At 54.7% G+C, this 24,703-nt stretch carries 22 protein-coding genes; 12 read left to right on the top strand and 10 right to left on the bottom strand.

Translation table 11 applies throughout. From position 1 onward, the window contains the following. Nucleotides 1-23: 23 nt before the first annotated feature. Complete coding sequence (locus DU506_RS07820; protein WP_114486380.1) at nucleotides 24-1,688, top strand: sulfatase-like hydrolase/transferase; 1,665 nt, start codon at nucleotides 24-26, stop codon at nucleotides 1,686-1,688. A gap of 9 nt (nucleotides 1,689-1,697) precedes the next feature. Here the strand turns inward: DU506_RS07820 and waaF are convergent, their stop codons facing one another. Next, entirely contained in the window at nucleotides 1,698-2,750 is a 1,053-nt protein-coding gene (gene waaF / locus DU506_RS07815) for a lipopolysaccharide heptosyltransferase II (RefSeq protein WP_114486379.1), read from the bottom strand. Then, a complete protein-coding gene (gene rfaD, locus DU506_RS07810; RefSeq protein WP_114486378.1) occupies nucleotides 2,740-3,699 on the bottom strand; it encodes an ADP-glyceromanno-heptose 6-epimerase in 960 nt (319 codons plus the stop codon). Before rfaD ends, waaF begins: the two co-directional genes overlap by 11 nt. A gap of 109 nt (nucleotides 3,700-3,808) precedes the next feature. Here rfaD and glyQ point away from each other — a divergent pair, with 109 nt between their 5' ends. The 3 genes from glyQ to gmhB all read left to right on the top strand — a co-directional run bounded on the left by glyQ (nucleotide 3,809) and on the right by gmhB (nucleotide 7,511). Next, a complete protein-coding gene (gene glyQ, locus DU506_RS07805; protein WP_114486377.1) occupies nucleotides 3,809-4,780 on the top strand; it encodes a glycine--tRNA ligase subunit alpha in 972 nt (323 codons plus the stop codon). Next, a complete protein-coding gene (gene glyS / locus DU506_RS07800; RefSeq protein ID WP_114486376.1) occupies nucleotides 4,781-6,847 on the top strand; it encodes a glycine--tRNA ligase subunit beta in 2,067 nt (688 codons plus the stop codon). Nucleotides 6,848-6,959: 112 nt separating this feature from the next. Then, nucleotides 6,960-7,511: a D-glycero-beta-D-manno-heptose 1,7-bisphosphate 7-phosphatase gene (gene gmhB, locus DU506_RS07795; protein ID WP_114486375.1), complete on the top strand. Its 552-nt coding sequence runs from the start codon at nucleotides 6,960-6,962 to the stop codon at nucleotides 7,509-7,511. A gap of 75 nt (nucleotides 7,512-7,586) precedes the next feature. Here gmhB and gyrB read toward each other — a convergent pair whose 3' ends face one another. From gyrB to dnaA, 4 genes are all read right to left on the bottom strand, one after another. After that, complete coding sequence (gene gyrB / locus DU506_RS07790; RefSeq protein WP_114486374.1) at nucleotides 7,587-10,007, bottom strand: DNA topoisomerase (ATP-hydrolyzing) subunit B; 2,421 nt, start codon at nucleotides 10,005-10,007, stop codon at nucleotides 7,587-7,589. A gap of 38 nt (nucleotides 10,008-10,045) precedes the next feature. Beyond that, nucleotides 10,046-11,149 (bottom strand): DNA replication/repair protein RecF, encoded by a 1,104-nt coding sequence (gene recF, locus DU506_RS07785; protein ID WP_114486373.1) that lies wholly within the window; start codon nucleotides 11,147-11,149, stop codon nucleotides 10,046-10,048. 144 nt (nucleotides 11,150-11,293) lie between these two features. Next, complete coding sequence (gene dnaN, locus DU506_RS07780) at nucleotides 11,294-12,397, bottom strand: DNA polymerase III subunit beta (RefSeq protein ID WP_114486372.1); 1,104 nt, start codon at nucleotides 12,395-12,397, stop codon at nucleotides 11,294-11,296. A 70-nt stretch (nucleotides 12,398-12,467) separates the two neighbouring features. Further along, nucleotides 12,468-13,940, bottom strand: a complete 1,473-nt coding sequence (gene dnaA / locus DU506_RS07775) for a chromosomal replication initiator protein DnaA (RefSeq protein WP_114486371.1) — start codon at nucleotides 13,938-13,940, stop codon at nucleotides 12,468-12,470. 543 nt (nucleotides 13,941-14,483) lie between these two features. Here dnaA and rpmH point away from each other — a divergent pair. The 4 genes from rpmH to mnmE all read left to right on the top strand — a co-directional run bounded on the left by rpmH (nucleotide 14,484) and on the right by mnmE (nucleotide 18,329). After that, complete coding sequence (rpmH, locus tag DU506_RS07770) at nucleotides 14,484-14,618, top strand: 50S ribosomal protein L34 (protein WP_088698236.1); 135 nt, start codon at nucleotides 14,484-14,486, stop codon at nucleotides 14,616-14,618. 7 nt (nucleotides 14,619-14,625) lie between these two features. Further along, on the top strand, nucleotides 14,626-15,030 hold the full coding sequence (gene rnpA, locus DU506_RS07765) for a ribonuclease P protein component (protein WP_114486370.1): 405 nt from the start codon (nucleotides 14,626-14,628) through the stop codon (nucleotides 15,028-15,030). A gap of 118 nt (nucleotides 15,031-15,148) precedes the next feature. Beyond that, nucleotides 15,149-16,843, top strand: coding sequence for a membrane protein insertase YidC (yidC, locus tag DU506_RS07760; RefSeq protein ID WP_114486369.1), 1,695 nt, complete (start codon nucleotides 15,149-15,151; stop codon nucleotides 16,841-16,843). 115 nt (nucleotides 16,844-16,958) lie between these two features. Continuing rightward, nucleotides 16,959-18,329 (top strand): tRNA uridine-5-carboxymethylaminomethyl(34) synthesis GTPase MnmE, encoded by a 1,371-nt coding sequence (mnmE, locus tag DU506_RS07755; protein WP_114486368.1) that lies wholly within the window; start codon nucleotides 16,959-16,961, stop codon nucleotides 18,327-18,329. A 16-nt stretch (nucleotides 18,330-18,345) separates the two neighbouring features. Here mnmE and DU506_RS07750 read toward each other — a convergent pair whose 3' ends face one another. The 4 genes from DU506_RS07750 to rdgB form a co-directional block, all read right to left on the bottom strand. Beyond that, nucleotides 18,346-19,197 carry a 23S rRNA (adenine(2030)-N(6))-methyltransferase RlmJ gene (locus tag DU506_RS07750; protein WP_114486367.1) on the bottom strand — a complete coding sequence of 284 codons (852 nt, stop codon included), beginning with the start codon at nucleotides 19,195-19,197 and terminating at the stop codon, nucleotides 18,346-18,348. A 151-nt stretch (nucleotides 19,198-19,348) separates the two neighbouring features. After that, entirely contained in the window at nucleotides 19,349-20,023 is a 675-nt protein-coding gene (locus DU506_RS07745; protein ID WP_114486366.1) for a YiaD family glycine zipper/OmpA-like lipoprotein, read from the bottom strand. Nucleotides 20,024-20,053: 30 nt separating this feature from the next. Further along, nucleotides 20,054-21,223: a radical SAM family heme chaperone HemW gene (hemW, locus tag DU506_RS07740; RefSeq protein WP_114486365.1), complete on the bottom strand. Its 1,170-nt coding sequence runs from the start codon at nucleotides 21,221-21,223 to the stop codon at nucleotides 20,054-20,056. Beyond that, complete coding sequence (rdgB, locus tag DU506_RS07735) at nucleotides 21,216-21,824, bottom strand: RdgB/HAM1 family non-canonical purine NTP pyrophosphatase (RefSeq protein ID WP_114486364.1); 609 nt, start codon at nucleotides 21,822-21,824, stop codon at nucleotides 21,216-21,218. The genes hemW and rdgB overlap by 8 nt, the downstream gene beginning before the upstream one ends. Before the next feature lie 420 nt (nucleotides 21,825-22,244). Here rdgB and DU506_RS07730 point away from each other — a divergent pair, with 420 nt between their 5' ends. The 4 genes from DU506_RS07730 to DU506_RS07715 are packed head-to-tail and all read left to right on the top strand — an operon-like array spanning nucleotide 22,245 to nucleotide 24,677. After that, nucleotides 22,245-22,787, top strand: a complete 543-nt coding sequence (locus tag DU506_RS07730) for a response regulator transcription factor (protein WP_479715038.1) — start codon at nucleotides 22,245-22,247, stop codon at nucleotides 22,785-22,787. A gap of 23 nt (nucleotides 22,788-22,810) precedes the next feature. Continuing rightward, nucleotides 22,811-23,350, top strand: coding sequence for a CsgE family curli-type amyloid fiber assembly protein (locus DU506_RS07725; RefSeq protein ID WP_114486362.1), 540 nt, complete (start codon nucleotides 22,811-22,813; stop codon nucleotides 23,348-23,350). Then, nucleotides 23,350-23,787: a curli assembly protein CsgF gene (locus DU506_RS07720; protein WP_235825479.1), complete on the top strand. Its 438-nt coding sequence runs from the start codon at nucleotides 23,350-23,352 to the stop codon at nucleotides 23,785-23,787. Before DU506_RS07725 ends, DU506_RS07720 begins: the two co-directional genes overlap by 1 nt. Nucleotides 23,788-23,846: 59 nt before the next feature. Beyond that, nucleotides 23,847-24,677, top strand: coding sequence for a CsgG/HfaB family protein (locus tag DU506_RS07715; RefSeq protein WP_114486361.1), 831 nt, complete (start codon nucleotides 23,847-23,849; stop codon nucleotides 24,675-24,677). Nucleotides 24,678-24,703: the final 26 nt, after the last annotated feature.

Below are 24,703 nucleotides of genomic sequence, written 5' to 3'. Positions count from 1 at the left end.
CGAATCTAACAGAAAATTTTATCATGTTGAGAAGATTTTTTCGCACGTCATCCTTCAAGACACACCAATGGGCTCTACTCATCATCGGCCTATGCCTTGGCTACACCGTTGCTGTATTGACCCGTTTACCCCTCTGGACGCTACTGCCCATTGCAGCGTTGTGGGTAGCGGCCGGTCTCAAGTGGAAATGGGCCGACCCTGCCGCTCTGCTACGTTACCGCAAGGTATGGCCTTGGTCGTTGGTACCCCTCGTGCTGGGTGGGCTCTACGTCTACCTGGCCGCCAGTTTCGGTAACGTTGATTTGGGCGCTGTGTTCTTTCATCTTCAGGCGGGGATGAGCGAGCATGGTGGCTCGGGTCGAACTGTGGCAGCTGTGCTCTATACACTCAGCATGGTGGCCTTGTTATTTTCGGTCACCTGGCTGGTACGCCGCGACCAGCGCTGGCGACGGGCGGAAAGGTTTCTCGCTCTGGTGCTGCTGGCCGCCAACCCCCTGCTTTATGGTCTCGGCCAACGCAGTGCATCCATCGTTACCGATGACGGTGCCTGGCTGGAACGCCGTTACACGCCCCCCGTACTCTCGGAGCAGGAAAACCCACCCAACCTGTTGCTGATGTATCTGGAGAGCATCGAGCGTACCTATGCTGATGAGCGATTCGGTGAGGCCTATACCAGCCTCGATAAATTGGGCGAAACAGGCGTGGTATTCGAGAGAGTACGCCAGATGGACAATACCGGCTGGACCATGGCGGGCATGATTGCCAGTCAATGCGGTGTTCCGCTGATGCCTGCAGGACTTTTACATGACCGTCAATTTGAACCGCTTTCCAAGGTGGTGCCGGGTGTGGATTGTCTCGGGGATATCCTGGCCGAACGGGGTTATCAATTAAGTTATCTGGGGGGAGCCAGTGCGCAATTTGCTGGTAAGGGGCTGTTCTATCGTGGTCACGGCTTCGATCGGGTACAGGGCCGGGAAGAGCTCGAACCCCAACTCGATGACCCGGATTACACCAACAGCTGGGGCATCTATGACGATTCCCTGTATGACATCACCGTGGAAGAAATTCGGCGGTTGGCGGCAGAAGATGGCCCTTGGGGGCTAGTCAACCTGAGCATCACCGGCCACGCACCAAGCGGTTATCCAACACGCGCCTGTCGTGAACGTCAGGGGGAATTCGATGGGCAGGATATTCTTTATTCCGTGGAATGCTCCACTTGGCTGGCGCGCAATCTCATCGAACGGCTCCAAGCGGAGGGATTACTCGATAACACCCTGGTAGTGCTTATGAGTGACCATCTCACCATGCGGGTATCCGTATGGGATGAATTGATCACGATGGATCGCGACAATACCCTTATCATGCTCAGTGATGACCTTGAACCGGCGCGCATCCAGCGTGAATCCTCCATGCTGGATGTCTTTCCTACGTTACTCGATGCCCTGGGTTTCACTCCCGAGGAAGGACGTGCCGGATTAGGCGTTTCTCTCCTGCGTGACTCCCCCGCCACCCTGGTGGAGAAGCATGGGTTGGAAGTGATCAACGAACATCTGCAAGAAGAAACGGCCCTGCAACAACGCTTATGGGAAGGCCTGGCACCCAAAAGCCGTTCTTCTGAGGAATTCCCTTTCGATCAGATGCTGGAAACACCGGCTGACCAAGCCGATGAAATCATTATCTCGCATTGATTGCTCTTCTCACTCCTGTCTGGTGTGTATCAGGTTGGATGGTGCCTTTGTGTCACGGGTAATCGCCTGATACAGCCGCTGCACTTCCAACTGCTTCAAACAATTGGTATGACCCAGCGGGCAAGTGCGCTTGAAGCAAGGCGAGCAGGAAAGCTCAAGACTGTGGATGACGGCATTATCGCTCAACGGCGGCGTGTAGAGAGGCGATGACGAGCCATAAATGGCTTGCACCCGGGTGCCCACGGCCGCTGCCACATGCATCAGGCCTGAATCATTGGTGACCACTTGCTGGCAATCCGCCAGCAAATCAACCGCATCGGCAAGCTGCGTCTTGCCACACAGGTTATGCGCATGCGCCAACCCCGCGACAATGCTATCGCCAGCAACGGCATCCTTGGGGCCGCCTAGCACACGAATCTCGAAACCATCCTCGACCAGCTGTTCGGCTAGGGCGTGAAAATGTGCCAATGGCCACTGCTTGGCCGGGCCGTATTCCGCCCCCGGCATCATGCCGATCGCCGGACGTGAGGAGAGCCCATGCGCCAGGCGCAGATTGACCAGATTATCGCAGTCAATGTCTAGGCGCGGCGCAGGCACAGCGAACGTTCCCGAGATGGCTTGATCCTGCGAAAGGCCGAGCGAGACAAAGCGCTTGACGGTTTGGTTCAGCACGCTTTTATCCAGCTTGCGTCGTTCATTGAGCAGGCCGTAACGCTGCTCACCCAAGAATCCGATACGCCGGGGAATGCGCGCCATAAACGGCACCAAGGCCGCCTTCCAGGAACGCGGCAGCACGATCGCCTGGTCAAAGCACCCTTCCAGGCGTTTGGCCAATTCACGGCGTGCCGAAAAGCCGAATTCGCCATGTCCCACCGTCAGAGGTATCACCTCGTCGACTTCGGGCATACGACCAAGAATCGGCTGTGACCAGGCCGGAGCGACCACCCCGAGGTGGCTTCCCGGATAGCGTCTTTTCAAGATGATAAAAAGGCTCTGGGTCATGACCATGTCGCCGACCCAGGAAGGACCCACCACCAGAATGCGAGGTGCGTTATCCACCATTCAGGCGCTCCATATAGGCTTGCACACCTTGAGCGACGGTCTTGAATTCAATATCGCAACCCGCCTCACGCAAGCGACTGATATCCGCCCGGGTATAACTCTGATAACGCCCCTTGAGCTCTTCGGGAAAGGGAATAAAGTCGATTTTCCCTTGGCGATAATAGTCGATCACCGCTTCCCCAATGGCCTTGAACGGTTCCGCTCGACCGGTACCCAGGTTGAAAATGCCGGACTTTTGCGGATGGTCGAGAAACCACAAGTTCACATCCACCACATCGCCGACATAGATGAAATCGCGACTTTGCATGCCGGCCTCATAACCATCCCAGGCACCGAATAACTTGAGGGTTTCCCCGTTGCGTACCTGTATATGGTGATGATAGGCCACGCTTGCCATCTTGCCCTTGTGCTGTTCACGGGGTCCATACACATTGAAATAACGAAACCCCACCACTTGGGTGGTCAGCTCGCTCCAGCGTGAGCGCACGTATTGATCGAACAACAACTTGGAGTAGCCGTAGACATTCAGCGGCTTCTCGCATTCCGGTGTTTCTTGAAATACCTCACTGCCCCCATAGGTGGCGGCTGAAGAAGCGTACAAAAAGGGAATACCGCGCTGCTGGCAGAAATTCAACAATACCTTGGAGTATTCAAAGTTGTTCTCCAGCATGAAATGCCCATCCCATTCGGTAGTATCCGAACAGGCGCCCTCATGGAAGATGGCTTCGATTTCAGGCAGGTCACTTTTTTCACCGTGCAAAGCCGACTTTATGCGTGCCAGGAAATCATCCTTATCCAGATAGTCGCCCAGCGTTGCATCCGCTAGATTGACGAACTTGGTACCGTCGCGCAGATCATCCACCACCAGGATATCGCTGCGCCCACGGTCGTTGAGTGCCTTGACCAGATTCGAGCCGATAAACCCGGCGCCGCCTGTGACTACTATCATGCTGCTTTCTCCCTCATGTTAAGAGTCTTGGCCTGCGTGCCTATAACCCCTGTCTCTGGGATTGTATACTTGACCTCTTCTGAATTCATGGCCAACGGTGCTTTCCGCGATGACTGTCTCGACAAACAGCTCGACAACCGGGCCGACACCAGACGTGTCGACCTTTCAAGGTTTGATTCTCGCCTTGCAACAATATTGGGCGGAAAAAGGCTGTGTGATCCTCCAGCCCCTAGACATGGAAGTGGGTGCAGGTACCTTTCATCCCGCAACCTTTCTTCGCGCCATCGGCCCTGAAACTTGGAATGCGGCCTATGTACAGCCTTCGCGCCGCCCGACCGATGGCCGTTACGGGGAAAACCCCAACCGCCTGCAACATTACTATCAGTTTCAGGTGGTGATGAAGCCTTCACCCAGCGAGATCCAGGAGCTTTATCTGGGATCACTCAAATACCTGGGCCTCGACCCCTTGGTTCATGATATTCGCTTTGTCGAAGATAACTGGGAGTCACCCACCCTGGGTGCCTGGGGTCTGGGCTGGGAAATCTGGCTCAACGGCATGGAAGTGACCCAATTCACTTATTTCCAGCAAGCCGGGGGCATCGAATGCTACCCGGTGACCGGTGAGCTGACCTACGGTCTGGAACGCATTGCCATGTACCTTCAGGACGTGGACAGTGTCTACGATCTGGTATGGGCAATCGCCCCGGATGGTAGCCGCGTTACCTATGGCGACGTCTATCTACAGAATGAGCGTGAGCAATCGGCGTACAACTTCGAACATGCGGATGTGGAACAGTTGTTCGCCTCCTTCGACCATCAGGAACGCGAGTGCGGAAAACTGCTTGTAGCCGGGCTGCCATTACCCGCTTATGAGCAAGTGCTCAAGGCCTCGCACACGTTTAACCTTCTGGATGCCCGCCACGCGATTTCCGTAACCGAACGCCAGCGCTTTATCCTGCGTGTTCGCACCTTGGCACGCGATGTGGCTCACGCCTATCTGGAATCACGCAAGGCCGCCGGCTTCCCCATGGCACCGGAAGCATTGCGCCGTGAACTACTCGCCGAACAGGGAGATGCATAAATGGCTGCGACCACCTTATTGCTGGAACTAGGCACCGAAGAACTGCCACCTACAGCCCTCGACACTCTCTCCGATGCACTGGCCGCAGGCATCCATGACGGTCTCAAGCAAGCCGAGGTCGGTTTTTCTTCAATAACCGCCTATGCTACCCCAAGGCGGCTGGCCGTTCAGGTCAAGGAACTGGCCGACAAGCAGCCTGACCGCAATGTAGAACGCCGTGGCCCTGCCTTAGCGGCGGCGTTCAAGGAAGGCGTGCCCACCAAGGCAGCGCAAGGTTTCGCCCGCTCCTGTGGCGTCAGTGTGGATGAACTGATTCATCTGGAAACCGACAAGGGCACCTGGCTGGGCTATCGCGAGCAGCAACAAGGCGAGACCATTCAGACCCTGCTCCCTGAGATCATTCGCAAGTCGATCGCCGCCCTGCCGGTTCCCAAGAATATGCGTTGGGGCGCCTCTCGAGTGGAATTTTCCCGCCCCGTTCACTGGCTGGTGGTACTTTACGGCAACGAGGTGGTGCCGACCCAAGCGCTGGGGTTGGACGCTGGACGTACCACGCGCGGGCATCGCTTTCATGCCCCCGACGCTATCGAGCTTTCCCACGCCGAAAATTACGTTAGCGTGTTGGAAGATGCCTATGTGCTGGTGGACCGTCAGCGGCGACGCGAACGCATCCGTGAGCAGGTGCTTTCCGAAGCGGAAGTCCAGCACGCTGAAGCGGTGATTGACGAAGCGTTGCTCACAGAAGTCAGCGGCTTGGTGGAATGGCCTGTCGCCTTGACGGGAAGTTTCGATGAACGTTTTCTGGAAGTGCCGGCGGAATGCCTGATTTCTTCGATGAAGGCCAATCAGAAATACTTCCATCTTCTCGATGCCGACGGCAAACTCAAACCGCTCTTCATCACGATTTCCAATATCGACAGTCACGACCCCCAGCAGGTGATTGCCGGTAATGAGAAAGTCATTCGCCCGCGCCTGGCCGATGCTGCTTTCTTTTATGAAACGGATCGCAAGCACCCCCTGGCCGCTCGCCTGTCTAACTTGGAAAATGTGGTATTCCAGCAGCAACTGGGCACCCTGGCCGACAAAGCACGACGCATCGGCGTGGTGGCTGGCGCTATTGCCGAGCGTACTCATGCAAACGTGAGCTACGCAGAACGCGCCGCCGAGCTTGCCAAGTGTGACCTGGTTACCGAAATGGTGCTGGAATTTCCCGAGCTCCAGGGCATCATGGGGCACTACTACGCGGCCCAGGATGGGGAGCCCAAGGAAGTCGCCGAGGCCATTGAAGAGCAATACCTGCCACGCTTCGCTACTGATATTATTCCGCATACCTCCACCGGCAAGGCCTTGGCATTGGCGGATCGCCTGGATACCCTAGTCGGTATCTTCGGTATCGGACAGCGCCCCACCGGCGCGAAAGACCCCTTCGCGCTACGCCGTGCGGCTATCGGTGTGCTCAACATCCTGGTCAAGGGTGAGCTAGATCTCGACTTGCGTGAGCTTCTCGAACTGGCCGTGGCACAGCACAGCAACCTGCCCAAGACGGAAGGATTGGTAGAGGAAGTTCTCACCTATCTGCTGGATCGCTTCCGTGCCTGGGGTCAGGAAGAAGGGATTTCCGCCGAAGTGTACCTGGCGGTACGTTCGCGTCCGGTGTCCAAGCCGCTCGACTTTGCTCGCAGGCTTCGTGCGGTCAAGAACTTCACTCACCGTGAAGAAGCCGCCGCCCTGGCAGCAGCCAACAAGCGCGTTTCCAATATCTTGAGCAAACAAGGCCATGACGGCAGCACTCAAGTACAGGGCGAGCTTCTCCAGGAACCTGCTGAACAGGCACTGTTCAAGGCCTTATCAACACGTCGCGATAGCGTCATGCCTCTTTTTGCCGCGGCGCATTATATGGAAGCGCTCGATGCGTTAGCCACATTGCGTGAACCGGTCGACGCTTTTTTTGACCAGGTAATGGTGATGGCCGAAGACGATGCCATCCGGCGTAACCGAATGGCGCTACTCGCCAGCCTGCAAGCTCTATTTCTGGAAGTGGCGGATATCGCGCAATTGCAGCAATAACCTTGCCAGCAGTATTTAATATCTGTTGTTTCCCTAACCCGGCGGCTCACGTCGGGTTTTTTTGTTTCACGTGAAACATTAAAAGTCCCCATAGCTCCCTAGGCCTCCATTTATGCTCTCTGCACAGAAGCTGGTTATTCTTGACCGAGATGGCGTGATCAATCAGGACTCCGACGCTTATGTAAAATCATTGGATGAATGGGTTGCTTATCCCTCCTCCATACATGCCATTGCTCGACTTTCGAAAGCAGGCTTTACGGTGGCCGTAGCCACCAACCAATCAGGAATCAGCCGTGGCTACTATGATATTGCCACCCTGGAAGCCATGCACAGTCGCCTACATCAGTTGGTCGGTCAGGCGGGAGGACAGATTGCGTATATCGCAGTCTGTCCTCATGGGCCTGATGATAACTGTGAATGCCGTAAACCCAAGCCAGGCCTTCTAGATGAAATTCGTCACGCATTACAGCTAGAGACTCTTGAAGGTAGCTGGATCGTGGGCGACAGCCTGCGCGACTTGGAGGCAGGCGAATCTCGAGGATGCCAGCCTGTTCTAGTAAGAACCGGCAAAGGAACGTGGACTGAGGCTCAGGGCAAGGGACTGGGAAATACTCGAGTTTTTGAGAATCTCGAAGTGTTTACTGATTGGCTGCTCTCGAAGTGACATCACCTCATTTGCCATGTATAAAAAAACGCCGCATTGAGCGGCGTTTTTATGTTTCACGTGAAACATCTATACTCAAACATCCAGGTTAGCAGCCAGCGCATTGGTTTCAATGAAGTCACGGCGTGGCTCAACTTCGTCTCCCATCAATGTATTGAACATCATGTCTGCAGCGACAGCATCTTCAATCGTCACACGCAGCATGCGGCGACTATCAGGGTCCATGGTGGTGTCCCATAGCTGGTCCGGGTTCATCTCGCCCAGCCCCTTATAGCGCTGCACGGAAAGGCCACGTTGCCCCTCGTGCATCAGCCACTCCAGAACCTCATTAAAGGTATGGATAGGCTTCTGCCGTTCACCACGCGCAATGTAAGCGCCCTCTTCCAGCAAACCATCCAGCGTTTCACCCAGGCTTGCCATCGCACGGTAGTCAGTGCTTTCGAAGAAATCGAGTTCCCATTGGTAGTCCGTCGTCACCCCATGCGCTACCAACGAAACTGCGGGCAAAAACAGGCCGCGCTCAGTGTCTTCTTCGAGGCGGAAGTAATAACGCGGCCCGCCCTCGTAAGCCACCATCGCGTCCATTTGCTGTTGCAGATAATCAATCCAGTACTGCATGGTAATGCGATCTTTCAGGCTCTGCTCACCATTCAAACGCGCCGCATGCACCACTTTCCGCAGAGCTTCCTTGGGATAGACCCGCGACAGACGATCAATCCGCTTCATCACGTCACGATACTGGACAACCAGTGCTTCAAGCTGTGAGCCCGAGATACCCGGTGCATCTGCATTGACATACAGGCGCGCACCGTCCAAAGCGGTGGTGGTAAGGTAATCCACCATGGCTTGCTCGTCTTTCAGATAGAGCTCTTGCTTGCCACGCTTGATCTTATATAGCGGAGGCTGGGCAATAAATACATGGCCTCGTTCTATCAGTTCCGCCATCTGGCGAAAGAAGAAGGTCAATAAAAGCGTACGGATGTGCGAGCCGTCAACGTCGGCATCGGTCATGATAATGATTGAATGGTAACGTAGCTTATCCGGGTTGAATTCTTCACGGCCAATACCGCACCCCAAGGCGGTAATCAAGGTACCCACTTCAGCAGAAGAAAGCATCTTGTCAAAACGTGCCTTCTCGACGTTCAGTATCTTGCCCTTGAGAGGCAGAATAGCCTGGGTACGCCGGTCACGCCCCTGCTTGGCGCTGCCCCCGGCTGAATCACCCTCGACCAGGTAGAGCTCCGACCGACTAGGATCTTTTTCCTGACAGTCAGCAAGCTTACCCGGCAGACCCGCGATATCCAGAGCGCCCTTGCGTCGAGTCATATCGCGTGCCTTGCGCGCCGCTTCCCGAGCCCGAGCGGCATCTAGCATCTTATTGACGATGGCTTTGGCTTCTGAGGGCTTTTCAATAAGATACTCGGAAAACAACCGGCCCATCTCCTGCTCAACGGCGGTTTTTACCTCACTTGAAACCAATTTGTCCTTGGTCTGCGAGGAAAATTTCGGATCCGGAACCTTGACCGAAATAATCGCCGTTAGCCCTTCACGTGCATCGTCACCCGTGGTGCTGACCTTGGATTTTTTCAGCAGCCCTTCAGCTTCAATATAATGATTCAGGGTGCGTGTCAAAGAGGCACGAAAACCCGCGAGGTGAGCCCCACCATCGCGCTGGGGAATATTATTGGTGTAGCAGAAGATATTTTCTGTAAAGGTGTCATTCCATTGCATGGCCACTTCCACCTCAACCCCATCCTCACGCACGGCATTGAAATGGAATACCGGGTTCAACACGGTCTTGTTGGTGTTCAAGTGGTTGACGAAGGCTTTCAACCCGCCTTCATAATGGAAGCGTTCTTCCTTGCCACTACGTTCATCCGTCAAGCGGATGGCTACGCCGGAATTAAGAAAGGAGAGCTCACGCAAACGCTTGGCGAGAATATCGAAATGAAATTCAATATTGGCGAAGGTATCTGTAGAGGGACGGAAATGCACGCGGGTGCCGCTTTTTTCCGTCTTGCCCACCACTGCTAGAGGCGCCTGAGGCACCCCATGATGGTAAATCTGCTCAAATACTTCGCCTTGACGCCAGATGGTTAGCCGAAGCTCTTCAGACAGCGCATTGACCACGGAAACGCCGACGCCGTGCAACCCACCGGAAACCTTGTAGGAGTTGTCGTCAAACTTCCCCCCGGCATGCAACACGGTCATGATGACCTCTGCAGCGGAAACGCCTTCGCCCTCGTGCAGTTCCGTGGGAACACCACGTCCGTTATCACTTACCGTGACACATTCATCTGGATGGATGATGACGCGGATCTCACTGCAATGACCAGCCAACGCTTCATCAATGGAATTATCCACCAGCTCAAACACCATATGGTGCAAGCCCGTCCCGTCGTCCGTGTCACCGATATACATACCGGGACGCTTGCGTACCGCATCCAGGCCCTTGAGAACCTTAATGCTTGATGAGTCGTAAGCTTGTTCGCTCATTGACCACTCCGTCGTGAAGTCTGTCGTTCCAACATCGCCTATTCTTCCATGAGCAGCCGGCTTTCGCCGTTACTCTCATGTTTCACGTGAAACATGCGTACCGGAGTGGCAGCATGCCATACGTCGTTCAAGGCGCTCGGTTCAACACTGGTGATAAATGCCTGGCACTGCATTTGCTCGAGCAGCTGACAGAAACGTTGCCGATGCTGGACATCAAGCTCTGCCGGCAAATCATCGATAAGGTACACACAATGCCTTGCTGTGATGCTTTCCAGAAGCCGGCCCTGAGCTAGCTTCAGTGCACTGACTACCAACTTTTGCTGGCCTCTGGAAAGCACCTCGACAGCGGGCTGTTTGTTGAGGCGTATTTTGAGATCGGCACGCTGAGGCCCCTGTTGCGTGAATCCCATCTGTTCATCGCTTTTTCTGGCCTGAATCAACACGTCGGCCAAGGAGCGGGATTTATCCCAGCCACGCGAATAGCGCAACGTTAATCCAGAAAGTGGTAACAATGCCTGGAGAGTATCTTCGAACACCGGAAGAAACTCTTGGAACCAGGCTTGGCGTAACCTATCTATCTGGTCACCCCAAACGGCCAATTCGTGCTCCCAGGCCGACAACAGATCAGGCTCTATTCTACCATGCCTGAGTAACGCATTCCGATGTTTCAACGCCCTCCTGACTCGCTTCCAGATAGACAAAAATTCATGTTTCACGTGAAACACTCCCCAATCGAGAAACTCACGCCGCCCACTTGGAGAACCTTCCAATAACCGAAAAGCATCGGGATTTATCAGTTGAATAGGCAATGCCTCTACCAACTGAGAGAGACGCGATACCTTTTGCCCCTTGAGCCGCATTTCCAGCTCACTGGATGCCCGTGTGCGGCGTACCCCTAGGGTGACTGGGGGGTCAGCCACCATACTCCCATAAAGAGTGAATGAAGAAGCCGTATGGGCAATGACGTGCTTGAGGTGACGGGTGCGAAAGGAACGGCCCATGCCCAGGATATGAATACCTTCCAACAGGCTGGTCTTACCACTGCCGTTATCGCCGTGGATCACATTGATACGTTCAGACGGGGCCATCTTCAGAGACTGAAGGCTTCGCAGGCCTTGAAATACCAATTGATCCAGGCTCATTACGATTCTCGATAGGAAAGGCAGGGACAAAACAGCAGAATAAGAACGGCCGGAACAGTCACTGAAATGCACGGGTATGTAAGCGCAAAACGGCGCTACTGAATCATCAGCCGCGCCGTCCGGTCATTTATCCGCCTAGCGGTCTTACAGACGCATCGGCATCACCACGTACAAGGCATCACCACCGCCTGGCTCTTCAAGCAAGGCACTGCTATTGGGGTCTGCCAACGTCATCTGGACACGGTCCTCATTGATTGCCGCCAGTACATCCACCAGGTAACCGACATTGAAGCCCATCTCCATGGCCGGACCACTGTATTCCACACTGACGTTTTCTTCCGCTTCTTCCTGCTCGGGATTGTTGGCCATCACCTTGAGATTGCCTTCTTCCAGGTGCAGGCGAACGCCACGATATTTTTCGTTGGATAGAATGGCGGTACGTGAGAGCACCTGGCGCAGCTGGGCACGCTCGGCAATCAGTACCTTGTCGCCGCCTCGCGGTACAACACGCTCATAATCGGGAAATTTACCGTCGATCAATTTCGAGGTGAACGTGAAGTCACCCGTATGCGCTCGCACATGGGCCGCGCCCAAGGTCAGGCTTACTGGCTCGTCACTGTCATCCAGCAACCGGGATAATTCCAGGATGCCCTTGCGGGGCACGATGATCTTGTAAGATTGTTCAAGCGCCACATCGATCGGACGAGAACACATCGCCAGACGATGGCCGTCAGTGGCCACGGTACGTACAAGGTTACTTTTAATCTCCAGCAACATGCCATTCAGGTAGTAGCGAACATCCTGCTGTGCCATGGCAAAGGAAGTGGCTTCAATCAAATGCTTCAAGGTGCCGCGTGGCAGGCTCAGTTCCTGGCTGCCCTCTGTGTCTTCAATATTGGGAAATTCCGCCACAGGCAGGGTGGAAAGTGTAAAGCGAGAGCGTCCGCTGCGCAGTACGGCGCGGCCGTCTTCCAGACCCAACTGGATCTCGGCTTGGTCCGGCAATGACTTGCAGATATCCATCAGTTTACGCGCTGGAACCGTGGCACTGCCGGTCGCTTCCACATGGCTTGCCACGGTACGCCCAATCAGCTCGACTTCCAGGTCGGTACCGGTCAACGCGACCTGATCGCCTTCTACCTGTATCAGCACGTTGGATAACACGGGCAGCGTCTGGCGTCGTTCCACCACGCCGGCCACCAGCGTCAGCGGGCGCAGCAACGCCTCACGGGAAATAGTAAATTTCATCAACACTCCGGGCTTATTCTGGAAACTTGGCCAGACAATTTGGCAGACAACTTGCGGCCGACTCAGTGTATCAGCTGGTCAGAAGACGCAGTAGGTTCTTGTAATCCTCACGGATATCCGCATTTTCTTCCTGTAGCGCCTTCACCTTGCGACAGGCATGCAACACCGTAGTGTGATCCCGCCCGCCAAAGGCATCGCCAATCTCCGGCAAGCTGTGGTTGGTCAATTCCTTAGCCAACGCCATGGCTACCTGCCGAGGCCTGGCTACCGAGCGTGAACGCCGCTTGGAAAGCAAATCCGCCAATTTGATCTTGTAATATTCAGCCACCGTGCGCTGGATATTGTCCACACCCACCTGCTTGTCCTGCAAAGCCAGCAGATCTTTCAAGGATTCGCGGATAAAATCCTGAGTGATCGTCTTGCCCATGAAGTGGGAGTCTGCGATCACCTTCTTCAAGGCACCTTCCAGTTCTCGCACGTTGGAACGAATTTTCTGGGCAATAAAGAAGGCGGCATCATGCGGCAAATCGACCTTGGCCTGATCGGCCTTCTTCATCAGAATCGCCACTCGGGTTTCAAGCTCAGGCGGTTCGATTGCAACGGTCAAGCCCCAGCCAAACCGCGACTTCAAGCGCTCCTCCACCCCACTGATTTCCTTGGGATAACGGTCGGAGGTCAGAATCATTTGCTGACCGCCTTCCAAGAGGGCGTTGAAAGTATGAAAGAATTCTTCCTGGGAGCGCTCTTTGCCGGCAAAAAACTGAATATCATCAATTAGAAGCGCATCGACACTGCGATAGAAACGCTTGAAATCGTTGATCGCATTAAGCTGTAGCGCTTTTACCATATCCGCGACAAAGCGTTCGGAATGCAGATACACCACACGAGCGTTTTCCCGCCGCGTGGCTAACGCATTGCCCACGGCATGCATTAAATGGGTTTTACCCAAACCTACCCCACCATAGAGAAACAAAGGGTTGTAAGCCCCACCGGGGTTTTCCGATACCTGACGTGATGCCGCACGCGCCAACTGGTTGGACTTACCTTCCACAAAGGTATCAAAGGTAAAATTCGGATTCAGTCCACTACCATGCTTGAGACTACCTTCCACCTGAACCTGGCGGGCGTTACCTCGCCGACGATGAGCGGCATTTTCCTCACGCAATTGATCGATTTCACGCTCATCGCCAATATCACCTCGACGCTGCGTATGCGGCGTGGGTGCCACTGATCTGTGGGGGGCGGCAGAGACAGGATGGCCGAGCTCTCGTGGTTGCGGAGCCGGCGTAGCGGGACGACGACTGCCTACCGTCAGGCTCACCTTAGGAGGTTTAGCCGGGGCCAGTTCGCGCATCAGCTCACTGATACGCTTGGCGTACTTGTCACTCACCCAATCGCGCACAAAGCGATTGGGTGCCAGCAAACACAGTTCATTGGACTCCCCTTCCTCCGCCTGCAATGGGCGAATCCAGGTATTGAACTGCTGGGAATTCAGTTCGTCCTGCAGGTAATCCAGACACTGCTGCCAGAGCGCGAGCGACACACATCTCACCATCGGTTGGAAACGGCCGCACATTGTAGCGCCCCAAGCTCAGGTTATCCACACGTCCTTTGGCTGTCTTTTCGACTGTGGATAACTTAAAAGGAGGGCTTTGGAAAAATACCCAATAATCGGGGGATAGCTTGTCAGCCAGTATCAACACCCAGTTTCATTCACAGCTTTCTAACACTCTCTCAACCTTTTTACCCAAGCTTATGCACAGATTTTTTATAACTATATAGCATTGAAATACATTTAAATTTTAATCTTATCCACAATTACTATCCCCACTATTAATAACAGCATTAAAAACTCTATTAAGTTAGTAATTATAGCGAGGTAGTTTTTTACATTCAGCCTGCACCAGTCCATTCATGACCGTTTGTGCACGTCACCTGAAGGCTTTTGTGCACGGAAGAATTGCACCGGGCTCACGAAGCCTCTACAATTTCCGGTCTTGAATTGAATCTCCCCCGGTCAGAGCCTCTCTATCCGGGGCTCCCTGGAATTCATCTTCCGTTCTAAACCACGTGGGAATAACGAGTTATGAAACGCACTTTTCAACCCAGCGTTCTCAAGCGCAAGCGCGCGCATGGATTCCGTGCTCGCATGGCTACCAAAAACGGCCGTGCCATTCTGGCGCGTCGTCGTGCCAAGGGCCGTAAGCGTCTGAGCGCCTGATCTCAGATTGCGTGCATCCGCTCAAGACTTTCCCCGACGCTTACGCTTGCTTAACGCCGGGGATTACAGTCACGTTTTCGAGCATGCAGATATCAAGGTTCATGGCAAAGGCATGATGGCGCTTGTGCGTTTCAATGCCCTGGGATATCCCCGCCTTGGCTTGATAGTCAGCAAGAAAAATGTGAGGCACGCCGTTGCCCGTAATCGCTTCAAGCGGCTTGCTCGTGATTCCTTTCGTCTCAGGCAACACCACCTTCCCGCTGTGGATATCGTGGTACTCGCCAGACGCGGCGTTCATGAGCTGGACAACGACACTCTGCATCGCCAGCTTCACGGGATGTGGAAACGGCTCTTACGTGAAGCACAAGCTGACAAGCATACGGTTTCGTCCCGTCAGACCAGTGGTTCTTGACCGGCATACCTTTCGCCGCTCGACCTCGGCCTGCCACATGGCAGGCTTTCGTGTGTCAAGGGTCGAGCAAATGACATTGCGCCATTAGCATGTTCACCACCCATCGGGCAGAACCCTTATGGACGTAAAACGACTTATTCTGCTGATTCCTTTAGCTATTCTGGCTTACCTTCTGGTAATCCAGTGGAATCAGGATTACGGGCAGCCAGTTACTGAACCTGTTGCCCAGGCACCGGGGATTTCTCAGCCCGCCAATGGCGTTAGTGAAGAATCCCCTGACGGTAACGGGCTTGCCGTTCCCACCGCACCCGAGCGTCAAGCTGGGGAGGAGGGCATGCCAGCGGTGGAGGAAGACACCTCGACCAGCAGCCGTGACTTCATCGCCGTCACCACCGATGTGCTGGATGTACGCATCGATCCGCACGGGGGTGATATCGTCTATGCCGCCTTGCCACAGCATAAACAGACGCTGGCCTCGGAAAGAAACTACATACTGCTGTCTGATAGTCAAAACCGCAGCTATGTGGCACGTTCCGGTCTTCAGTTGGAAGGGGAAGCGAGTCGCATCGCCTTCACACCGGAAGGTACCGAGTACCGGCTGACCGCGAACGAAGATAATGTCGTGGTTGACCTGAACGCTGAAATCAATGGGGTCGATGTACTCAAGCGCCTCACATTCACGCGCGGCAGCTATGCCGTGGATGTCAGCTATTACGTACAAAACAATACCGAGTCGCCGGTCAGCGCACGCTTTATCGGGCAACTGGCGCGGGATAACTCGCCGGACCCCTCAAGCGGTGTTTCGATGGGAATGAGCTCGTACCTGGGGGCCGCCTTCTCGACACCGGAAGATCGTTATCTGAAAATTGATTTCGAGGATATCCAGAAGGGTGCGTTTGAAAACCGTGATGCTCAGGGCGGCTGGGTAGCGATAATTCAGCATTACTTCGTGTCTGCCTGGGCGCCTCCTCAGGATCAGCAGAACCTGTATTACACCACCACTGATTCCCGGGGGCGCAATGTCGCCGCCGTCGCCGGCCCGACCAATACCATCGCCGCTAACGAAGAAGCCACGCTAGGCGCAACGCTTTACATGGGTCCCAAGGTTCAGGATCACCTGGAGCAAGTGGCCCCTAACCTACGCCTGACCGTCGACTTCGGCTGGCTATGGTTCATCGCCAACCCGTTGTTCTGGCTGCTTGATCATATCCATGACGTGGTAGGCAATTGGGGGTGGTCGATTGTTCTGTTGACCGTCCTGGTCAAGGTGGTGCTGTTCCCCCTGTCCGCCAAGGCCTACAAGTCCATGGCACGGATGCGCAAGCTTGGCCCGGAAATGACGCGTCTCAAGGAGCTCTATGGCGATGACCGCCAGAAGATGTCTCAAGAGATGATGAAGTTCTATAAGAAGGAAAAGATCAATCCGTTAGGGGGTTGTCTGCCCATTCTGATACAGATGCCGGTATTCATCGCGCTTTACTGGATGCTGCTGGAATCGGTTGAATTGCGTCATGCACCGTTCATGTTCTGGATTCAGGATCTGTCGGTGAAGGATCCTTACTTCGTTCTGCCGATCCTGATGGGCGCCTCGATGTTCGTGCAACAAATGCTCAACCCGACGCCTCCCGATCCGATGCAGGCCAAGATCATGAAGATGCTGCCTATCATCTTCACGTTCTTCTTCCTGTGGTTCCCGGCCGGGCTGGTCATCTACTGGGTGGTCAACAACATCATCTCGGTAGCTCAGCAGTATCTCATTACACGCAAGATCGAAAACGATCCGAGTATCGGCAAGGGCATGAGAACCAAGTAAGTTCTTTCCGAGCCTGACCCTCACCAGACCCCCGCCGCTGTCTTCAGTTGCGGGGGTCTGGCGTTTTACGCCATACAACCCGACAATACCGCCTCTTCTCAGGAGGATATAGCACATGGCTGACCGCCTTTATATCGAAGATAGCATTACCGCCTTGGCGACTCCTCCAGGGCGCGGTGGTGTGGGCATCATTCGCGTCTCCGGGCCTGCCTGCCGGCCGATCGCTGAAAGCATGCTTGGACAGTGCCCCGCCCCGCGTCGCGCCCATTACGGCCGGTTTCGGGGCCATGCCGGGCTGATCGATGAAGGCATTGCGCTGTTCTTCGAAGGGCCTCACTCCTTCACCGGCGAAGATGTGCTTGAGCTCCAGGGCCACGGTGGGCCGGTGATCATGGACCTTCTGCTGGAGCGCTGTGTCGAGCTGGGGGCGCGCCTTGCGAGGCCCGGCGAATTTTCCGAACGTGCCTTTCTCAATGACAAGCTGGACCTTGCGCAAGCCGAAGCCATTGCCGACCTGATCGATGCCAGCTCGAAATCAGCTGCGGAAAACGCCCTGCGCTCGCTGCAAGGCGAGTTCTCCCGACGTATCGAAGCATTGGTGCAACGCCTTGTCGAATTGCGTATCTACGTCGAGGCGGCTATCGATTTTCCTGAAGAGGAAATCGATTTCCTCGCCGACGGTAAAGTATCGGCGATGCTTGGCCAGATCCAACAGGAACTGGCCACCATTCGTGCCACCGCCGGGCAAGGCGCCTTGATGCGTGAAGGCATGAGTGTTGTGATCGCCGGGCGCCCCAACGCGGGAAAATCCAGCCTACTCAATGCCCTGACCCAACAGGACACGGCTATCGTTACCGCCATTGCCGGCACCACACGAGACGTGCTGCGCGAACATATCCACCTGGATGGCATGCCGCTGCACATCATTGACACCGCCGGCTTGCGTGATACGCCTGATGCGGTGGAAAAGATCGGGGTAGCCCGCGCCTGGGCGGAAATCGAGCGAGCCGATCGGGTACTGTTACTGGTGGATGCCGGTACTACCACCTCCACCGACCCTCTAGCCATCTGGCCTGAATTCATCGAGAAACTTCCCGATAAAACCCGCCTGACGCTGGTGCGCAACAAGATCGATACCAGCGAAGAAACGCCCGGAATGGATTTATCCACAGGCCACCCCATTGTGCGTCTTTCCGCTAAAACAGGAGCGGGTGTGGATAACTTGAAAACCCACCTCAAGGACGTCATGGGTTTCTCGGCGACTACCGAAGGACGATTTTCCGCCAGACGCAGGCACCTGGATGCCTTGGATCGCGCCGCCACCGCCCTGGAAAATGGTGCTGGCCAGCTTGAAGGCTTTGGTGCCGGTGAACTGCTGGCGGAAGACTTGCGTGATGCTCAACAGGCACTGGGAGAAATCACCGGCGAATTCAGTGCCGACGATCTCTTGGGTGAGATTTTTGGTAGTTTCTGCATCGGGAAATAAACAGGGAAATCTAGAGCTACTCTTCCACCCACCAGTCTGCGGCATGGCGACATTGTTCGCCCAGCAACGGCGCCAGTTCCGCCATGGCGCCTTCAAGGCGCTCTTGCATCCCCCAGGGCGGGTTGATGACCAGCATGCCACTGCCGTACATGCCGTGGGTTTCCTGTGAAGGGTCACGCAGACGTAGTTCGCTGCGCCATATCTTGCGTACCTGGCTGGCGCGCAGAGCCTCCAACAACCCCTGAAAATGCCCTGCAGGCAGCAATGGATACCATACCAGCACGACGGCATGGCGTGCTTTGTGCATGAGTTGCGTGACCGCCTGAGCTACCTCCTGATATTCCGACTTGCGCTCGTAGCTGGGGTCGAGCAGCACGCATAACCGTGGTGTCACCACCGGGAGTAGGCGGGCCAGCCCAGCCAGACCATCCGCGTAATGACGCCGTGTATTGGCGGGAAGGGGCTGCGCTGACAGATGCTCATGTTCACCTGGATGCAGCTCGAATAGATGCAGTTGATCCTGCTCACGCAAGCGTTGCCCCAACCACCAGGGCGAACCGGGATACAGGCTCAAGGCTGCCTTGGCATTGGATGCTTGAAGCCCCTCCAGAGCCGACAGCCACGACGTCAACAAAGGGTCGCAAAACTGCTTGCGCGCTTGCCACAACGGCTCAATGCCACCCAGGTGCTCCTGTAGCCGAGTGCTTTCTTTTGCAGCTAATTGATAAAGACCTCGTCCAGCATGAGTATCTATATATGTAATGGCTGATTTTTTACGTAATAGATGTTCGATGACGGCAAAAACCGTCAAATGCTTGTGAACATCGGCAAAATTCCCGGCATGATAGGCATGTTGATAGGAGAGCATGGTGGCCCTTTGAGTTAGCCAAGCGATATCAATCGCATGATGACAAAATAACGTTTGTATGAAAAAGGCCCGCTTTTGTCAGCGGGCCTTTTGTTTTTCAGCTAACACTGACGAAAGTCAGTACCCGCTGGAGATCGGCTATCCCTACCCGTTATTGCTGACCTTCGCCCGTCGGTGTCAGGGTAATTTCCACGCGACGATTCTGGGTGCGACCTTGTTCGGTCTCGTTGCTTGCCACTGGCTGAGCTTCTCCATAGCCACGCGTGTTGATACGGGTTGAGGGAACCCCAGTCTGGTTCAGGTAACTGCCCACTGCCTGAGCGCGTTGCTCGGAAAGGCGCTGGTTGTAGGCGGCATCGCCGGTACTGTCGGTATGCCCGGCAATATTTACTCGAGTATCGCCGTATTCACGTACTACCTGAGAGACTTCACTGAGTGCATCTCTCGCCTGTGGCGTCAGTTGTGCGGAGTCGAAACCAAAGGTCACGCTGCTGGGCATGTTGAGTACGATATCATCACCGCGGCGATCGATTTCGATACGTGAGCCTTGCAGGTTCTCACGCAGCTGCTCTTCCTGGCGGTCCATATACACGCCGACACCCGCACCGGCAGCGGCACCTACGGCGGCGCCGATCAAGGCGCGATCACGACGACTGGTACTGCCATCACCGGAAAGCGCACCCGCTGCCGCCCCTATTGCGGCACCGATACCGGCGCTCGTGCCGGTGGTGGAACGCTGGGTCTGACCGCTATAGGGATCCGTGGCACAGCCTGCCACTAGAATCACGGCGGCCAGAGGCGTCAACAGTTTATAAAAAGTGCGCATATAAAGTTCCTTACGTTCAGAGGTGGTTCATTATTCGTCACTGATCAGGGCCAGTAACTCATTCAAGAATAGTAGACCTTGGGGCGACGTTTGTAATCGAAAAGGGATTTCCTTCAAAAGTCCTTTTTCTTCCGCGTCCGATAAACGTCCAAGCAAGGTGTCGAGCGGTTGTCCCGTGTGCGCCGTCCAAGTCTCTACAGCCACACCTTCGGTCAGGCGTAGCGCATTCATGGCAAACTCAAGCACCAATGCATTTTCAGGTATCTCCTGCTTGCCGGCGATAAAGCCACGCGGATCGTTCACACGGCGCAAGTAGGCCTCGGGCTGGCGAGTCTTCCAGCGACGCTCGATACGCCATTGGCCATGTTTATCGATATAGCTGAGTTTTCCATGGGCGCCCGCCCCTATACCCAAATAATCGCCGAACTGCCAATAATTGAGATTGTGGCGGCTTTCACGGCCCGGCCTGGCATAGGCGGAAATCTCATAGCGCTGCAACCCGGCGCGTTCAAGCAGTTCGTGTCCCGCATCCTGAATATCCCAGAGGGTTTCCTCTTCGGGTAATACCGGAGGGTGGGAATGAAAAGCGGTATTGGGTTCAAGCGTCAACTGGTACCAGGAGATATGTTCAGGCTCAAGTGCCAATGCCTGTTCCAGGTCAGCGAGCGCTAACTCCTGAGTTTGCCCAGGCAGGCCGTGCATCAAGTCCAGGTTGAAGTTATCGAACCCGGCTTCACGCGCCTGAGCCACCGCCATCAAGGCATCCTGGCCGGTGTGAATTCTACCCAATGCCGTCAACTGCGCATCATGAAAGCTTTGCACGCCCAAGGAGAGCCGATTGATGCCAGCCGCGCGATAACCCGCAAAGCGCCCTTGCTCCAAGGTGCCGGGATTGGCTTCCAAGGTGATTTCGATGTCATCAGCAAATAGGAGCCGCTCGCGAATGGCCTCGAAAAGCTTGGCATAGAAGTCAGCGGACAGCAGACTCGGTGTGCCCCCACCGATAAAGATACTCTGCAGCTTACGTGGCGGTAACGACGCCAGGTCATGATCGAGATCAGCCAACAGTGCTGCTAAATAAGCTTGTTCCGGCAATGCTTCACGCCCCGATTCATGGGAATTGAAGTCGCAATAAGGGCATTTGCGCACGCACCACGGGGTATGAATATACAACGACAAGGGAGGTAGGCAATCAACCATGCACCACCTGCAACATATCAACCAATCCCTGCAATGCCCGGCCACGGTGGCTCAAGCGATTCTTTTCTTCCGCGGGTAGCTCGGCGGCACTCATTGCCTGCTCCGGCACCCAGAACAAGGCGTCATAACCAAAACCGCCTTCGCCGCGTGGATGCGCCAGAATTTCTCCCTCCCAGCTACGTTGCACTATGACCGGCACCGGGTCTTCGGCATGGCGTAGATACACCAGCACACACCAGTATCGGCCGCTGCGTTGTCCTTCCGGGCACTCACTCAATGCCTGTAACAATTTCTGATTGTTACGCGCGTCGCTTTTAGGTTCACCGGCAAAACGGGCGGAATAGATTCCCGGGGCGCCCTTCAGCGCATCCACTTCAAGGCCGGAATCATCCGCTAAAGCAGGCAGTCCACTTATTCGGCTAGCCTCGCGTGCCTTGAGAAGCGCATTTTCTACAAACGTCAATCCAGTTTCTTCCACTTCACTAACACTAAAGTCTGACTGAGGGCGAACATCAAACCCCAGCGGGGAAAGCAACGCATTGAATTCTTTCAATTTACCAGCGTTTCCGCTGGCTAGCACCAGGGTGGCCACAGTCTGCATAGCAACGTTCTCCTTCAGGGCTTTCATTAGGTTACATTTCAGAGTGATTACATCAAACTCATTGGCTTGTCAGTTCACCATATAAAAAACTTAATATCCAAAAAATTAAATAAATACAATAACTTAGAATTTATATTCTTTTTTAGTATATAAATATATAAAAATAGAATAAATTATATTAATAACAAAACTTTACGAAACGAACTCTTTGGACAACACTTCATGAGCTGCTTCCTAATGATTTTTATCCATGAGGGTCACCCAATGGCTTTGGCGACATCATCCGATCAGGTTTATGTAATAACCGAAAAAAGTCCGCAAACTCAATTATTTGTTGACTACTTGATTCAGCACACTGGTTGTAACGCAACGGTATATGCACCCTCTTCCGTGCTTTCGGTCAAACCACCCGAAAAGGCATTGTTACTGATTGATATGGATCACATCAGCCTGGAAACCTTGCCGGAATGGCAGGCAAAACTTCCGGAAGCACTGAAAAAGGTACCCATCGCCGCCTTCAATATCAGGAACATGGATCACGCTCTGGAGGCTTTGGCTTGCGCCCAACTCAAAGGGGTTTTTTACCGTAACGAAAGCCTCGATGTGATCTGTAAAGGCATCAAAAGCTTGATGGAAGGTGAGCTTTGGATGTCACGCGATCTAATGGCGCAGCTGATTCTGTTTTATCGCAAGTATCAGAGCAATGTGTTTCGCCCGGCATGCGGCCTGACCAACCGCGAGATGGAAATCATTTCCTTACTCAGTTCCGGCGCTTCCAACCAACAGATCGCCGACAAGCTGTTTGTCAGTGAACACACCGTCAAATCTCACCTTTACAACATTTTCCGCAAGATCAATGTCCACAACCGTATCCAGGCCTTGAATTGGATTCATCAGAATATCGGGCCGATTCTGCCCAATATCGACAATGGCCGAAACGGAAAAAGTCAAAGTCATCGTTAACGCCAAGGCGTGAGGATTTTCCGATGAAATTCACAAAACAATTGTGCCACCAGTGCCGAGTAGCCGGTAACGCTCTTCTGTTCACAATTATATGCAGCGCTTCTCTGTGGGCCGCTTCCCCTGAAGCACCCGAAGTGCCCAGCGAGGCGTCAACCGAAGCGCAACAACAAGAAGCCATCAACCAGATTGAAAGCCTCGACGGCCCCGCGTTACAGCGCCAACCCAACCGCAGCAGTGAGTTAACCGGGGTGCTGGTGGACCGCACCATCACCATGGCCGGCAAGACCTTTTACCGGGCTTTCAGTCAAAGAGCCATGGACAGCCTGTTTATCAGCCAGGCCACGCTCACCATTGAAGAGCGTCCGGATGCACGCTGGGGAAGCCAGGTATGGGTGATGGAAGGTCCCCGCATGTATTTTCGCACGCAACTTTCTCCCCGAATCAACGAAGCCGACCGGATGGCGGGGGAAGCAGTGCAGACGGTCGAGGAAGCCTTACTGCAACGCCAGCTCGCTTCGGCCATGTCATCTAATCCAGACCTAGGAAGTGAGGAGTTGAACTGATGAAAACCACCCGTATACCCCATGCCATGAAGATGCTGACCACCGCCACCTTGTTCAGCGCACTATCGCTTCCGGCGTTTGCCGGAGAACTGGTTTACCAGCCCATCAACCCATCCTTCGGCGGGGATCCTTTCGTGGGCAGTTATTTGCTGGGCAAGGCACAGTCCCAGGATACCAACACCGATCCTGATGCTCGACGCTCCGAACCACTGTCACCCACCGCACGTTTGATCCAAAGCCTGGAAAGCCGGCTGATTTCCGAACTCATCAACGATGTAGGAAACAAGGACAACGGTATCGATGAAGGCAGTTTCGATAGTGGCGATTTCAGTGTCGTGGTCAGTGACGACGGTGGCCAGCTTTCTGTTCAGGTGTTGGACAAGCTCACTGGCGACTTTACCACCATCAGTGTCGGCGGTTTGGACTTCAATCCTTGACGTGTATCGATCCGCTCACGCCAAAAAAAATTCAGACGCAACAAGACAAGGGGACATTTATGAGAATCATCATTGTTGGGATGCTGGCACTCTGGCTGAGTGGCTGTGCCGGCGTCGTCGCCACCTCGGAAGACCTGGAAGGGGCACCCGCGACACTCACGCCCAGAGGCGCGGCCTATCAAGACCTGATCTCGCTGCCACCGCCTGCCGGGCGCATCTTTGTCTCGGTGTATGATTTCCGCGACCAGACAGGCCAATACCGCCCGGCGCCGGCCAGTACCTTTTCCACCGCAGTGACCCAAGGCGCGTCCGCCATGCTGACCGGCGCCCTTGCTGACTCGGGGTGGTTCATTCCCCTCGAACGGGTAGGGTTACAGAACTTGCTTACCGAACGGCGTATTATCCGGGCGGAATTCGAGCGCTTCGGCCAACCCGATACCTTACCCTCCCTAAGGGCGGCATCAGTGATGCTGGAAGGCGGCATTATCGCCTATGAATCCAATGTGCGTACCGGCGGTGCCGGCGTTGAGTATTTCGGTATCGGTGCTTCCGGGGAATACCAGGTGGATCAGGTCACCGTCAATCTCAGGGCAGTGGAGATTTCCACCGGTGAAGTGCTGGCCAACGTGACCACCACCAAGACCATCTATTCCAAGGAGTTACGGGCCGGTGTCTACCGCTTCATCGATTTCAGCCGGCTGCTCGAAGCGGAAGCCGGCCTTACCACCAACGAGCCGGTACAAATGGCGGTAATGGCCGCTATCGAATCGTCGGTGATCCATTTGATCGCCCAGGGGGTGGAAAACCGTTTGTGGAACCTGCCCAACGATACCGATTTCAATCAGACCATCTTGGCCGACTACCTGAACGCGCCCATTCCGCAGCTGTAAACCAGGCAAAACCGCCCCGGCGAAGG

The organism is Vreelandella rituensis (assembly GCF_003336665.1).
Classification (GTDB): Bacteria; Pseudomonadota; Gammaproteobacteria; order Pseudomonadales; family Halomonadaceae; genus Vreelandella; species Vreelandella rituensis.
Note: the sequence above shows the minus strand (reverse complement) of the source record. Positions and strands in the feature narration are given on the sequence as shown.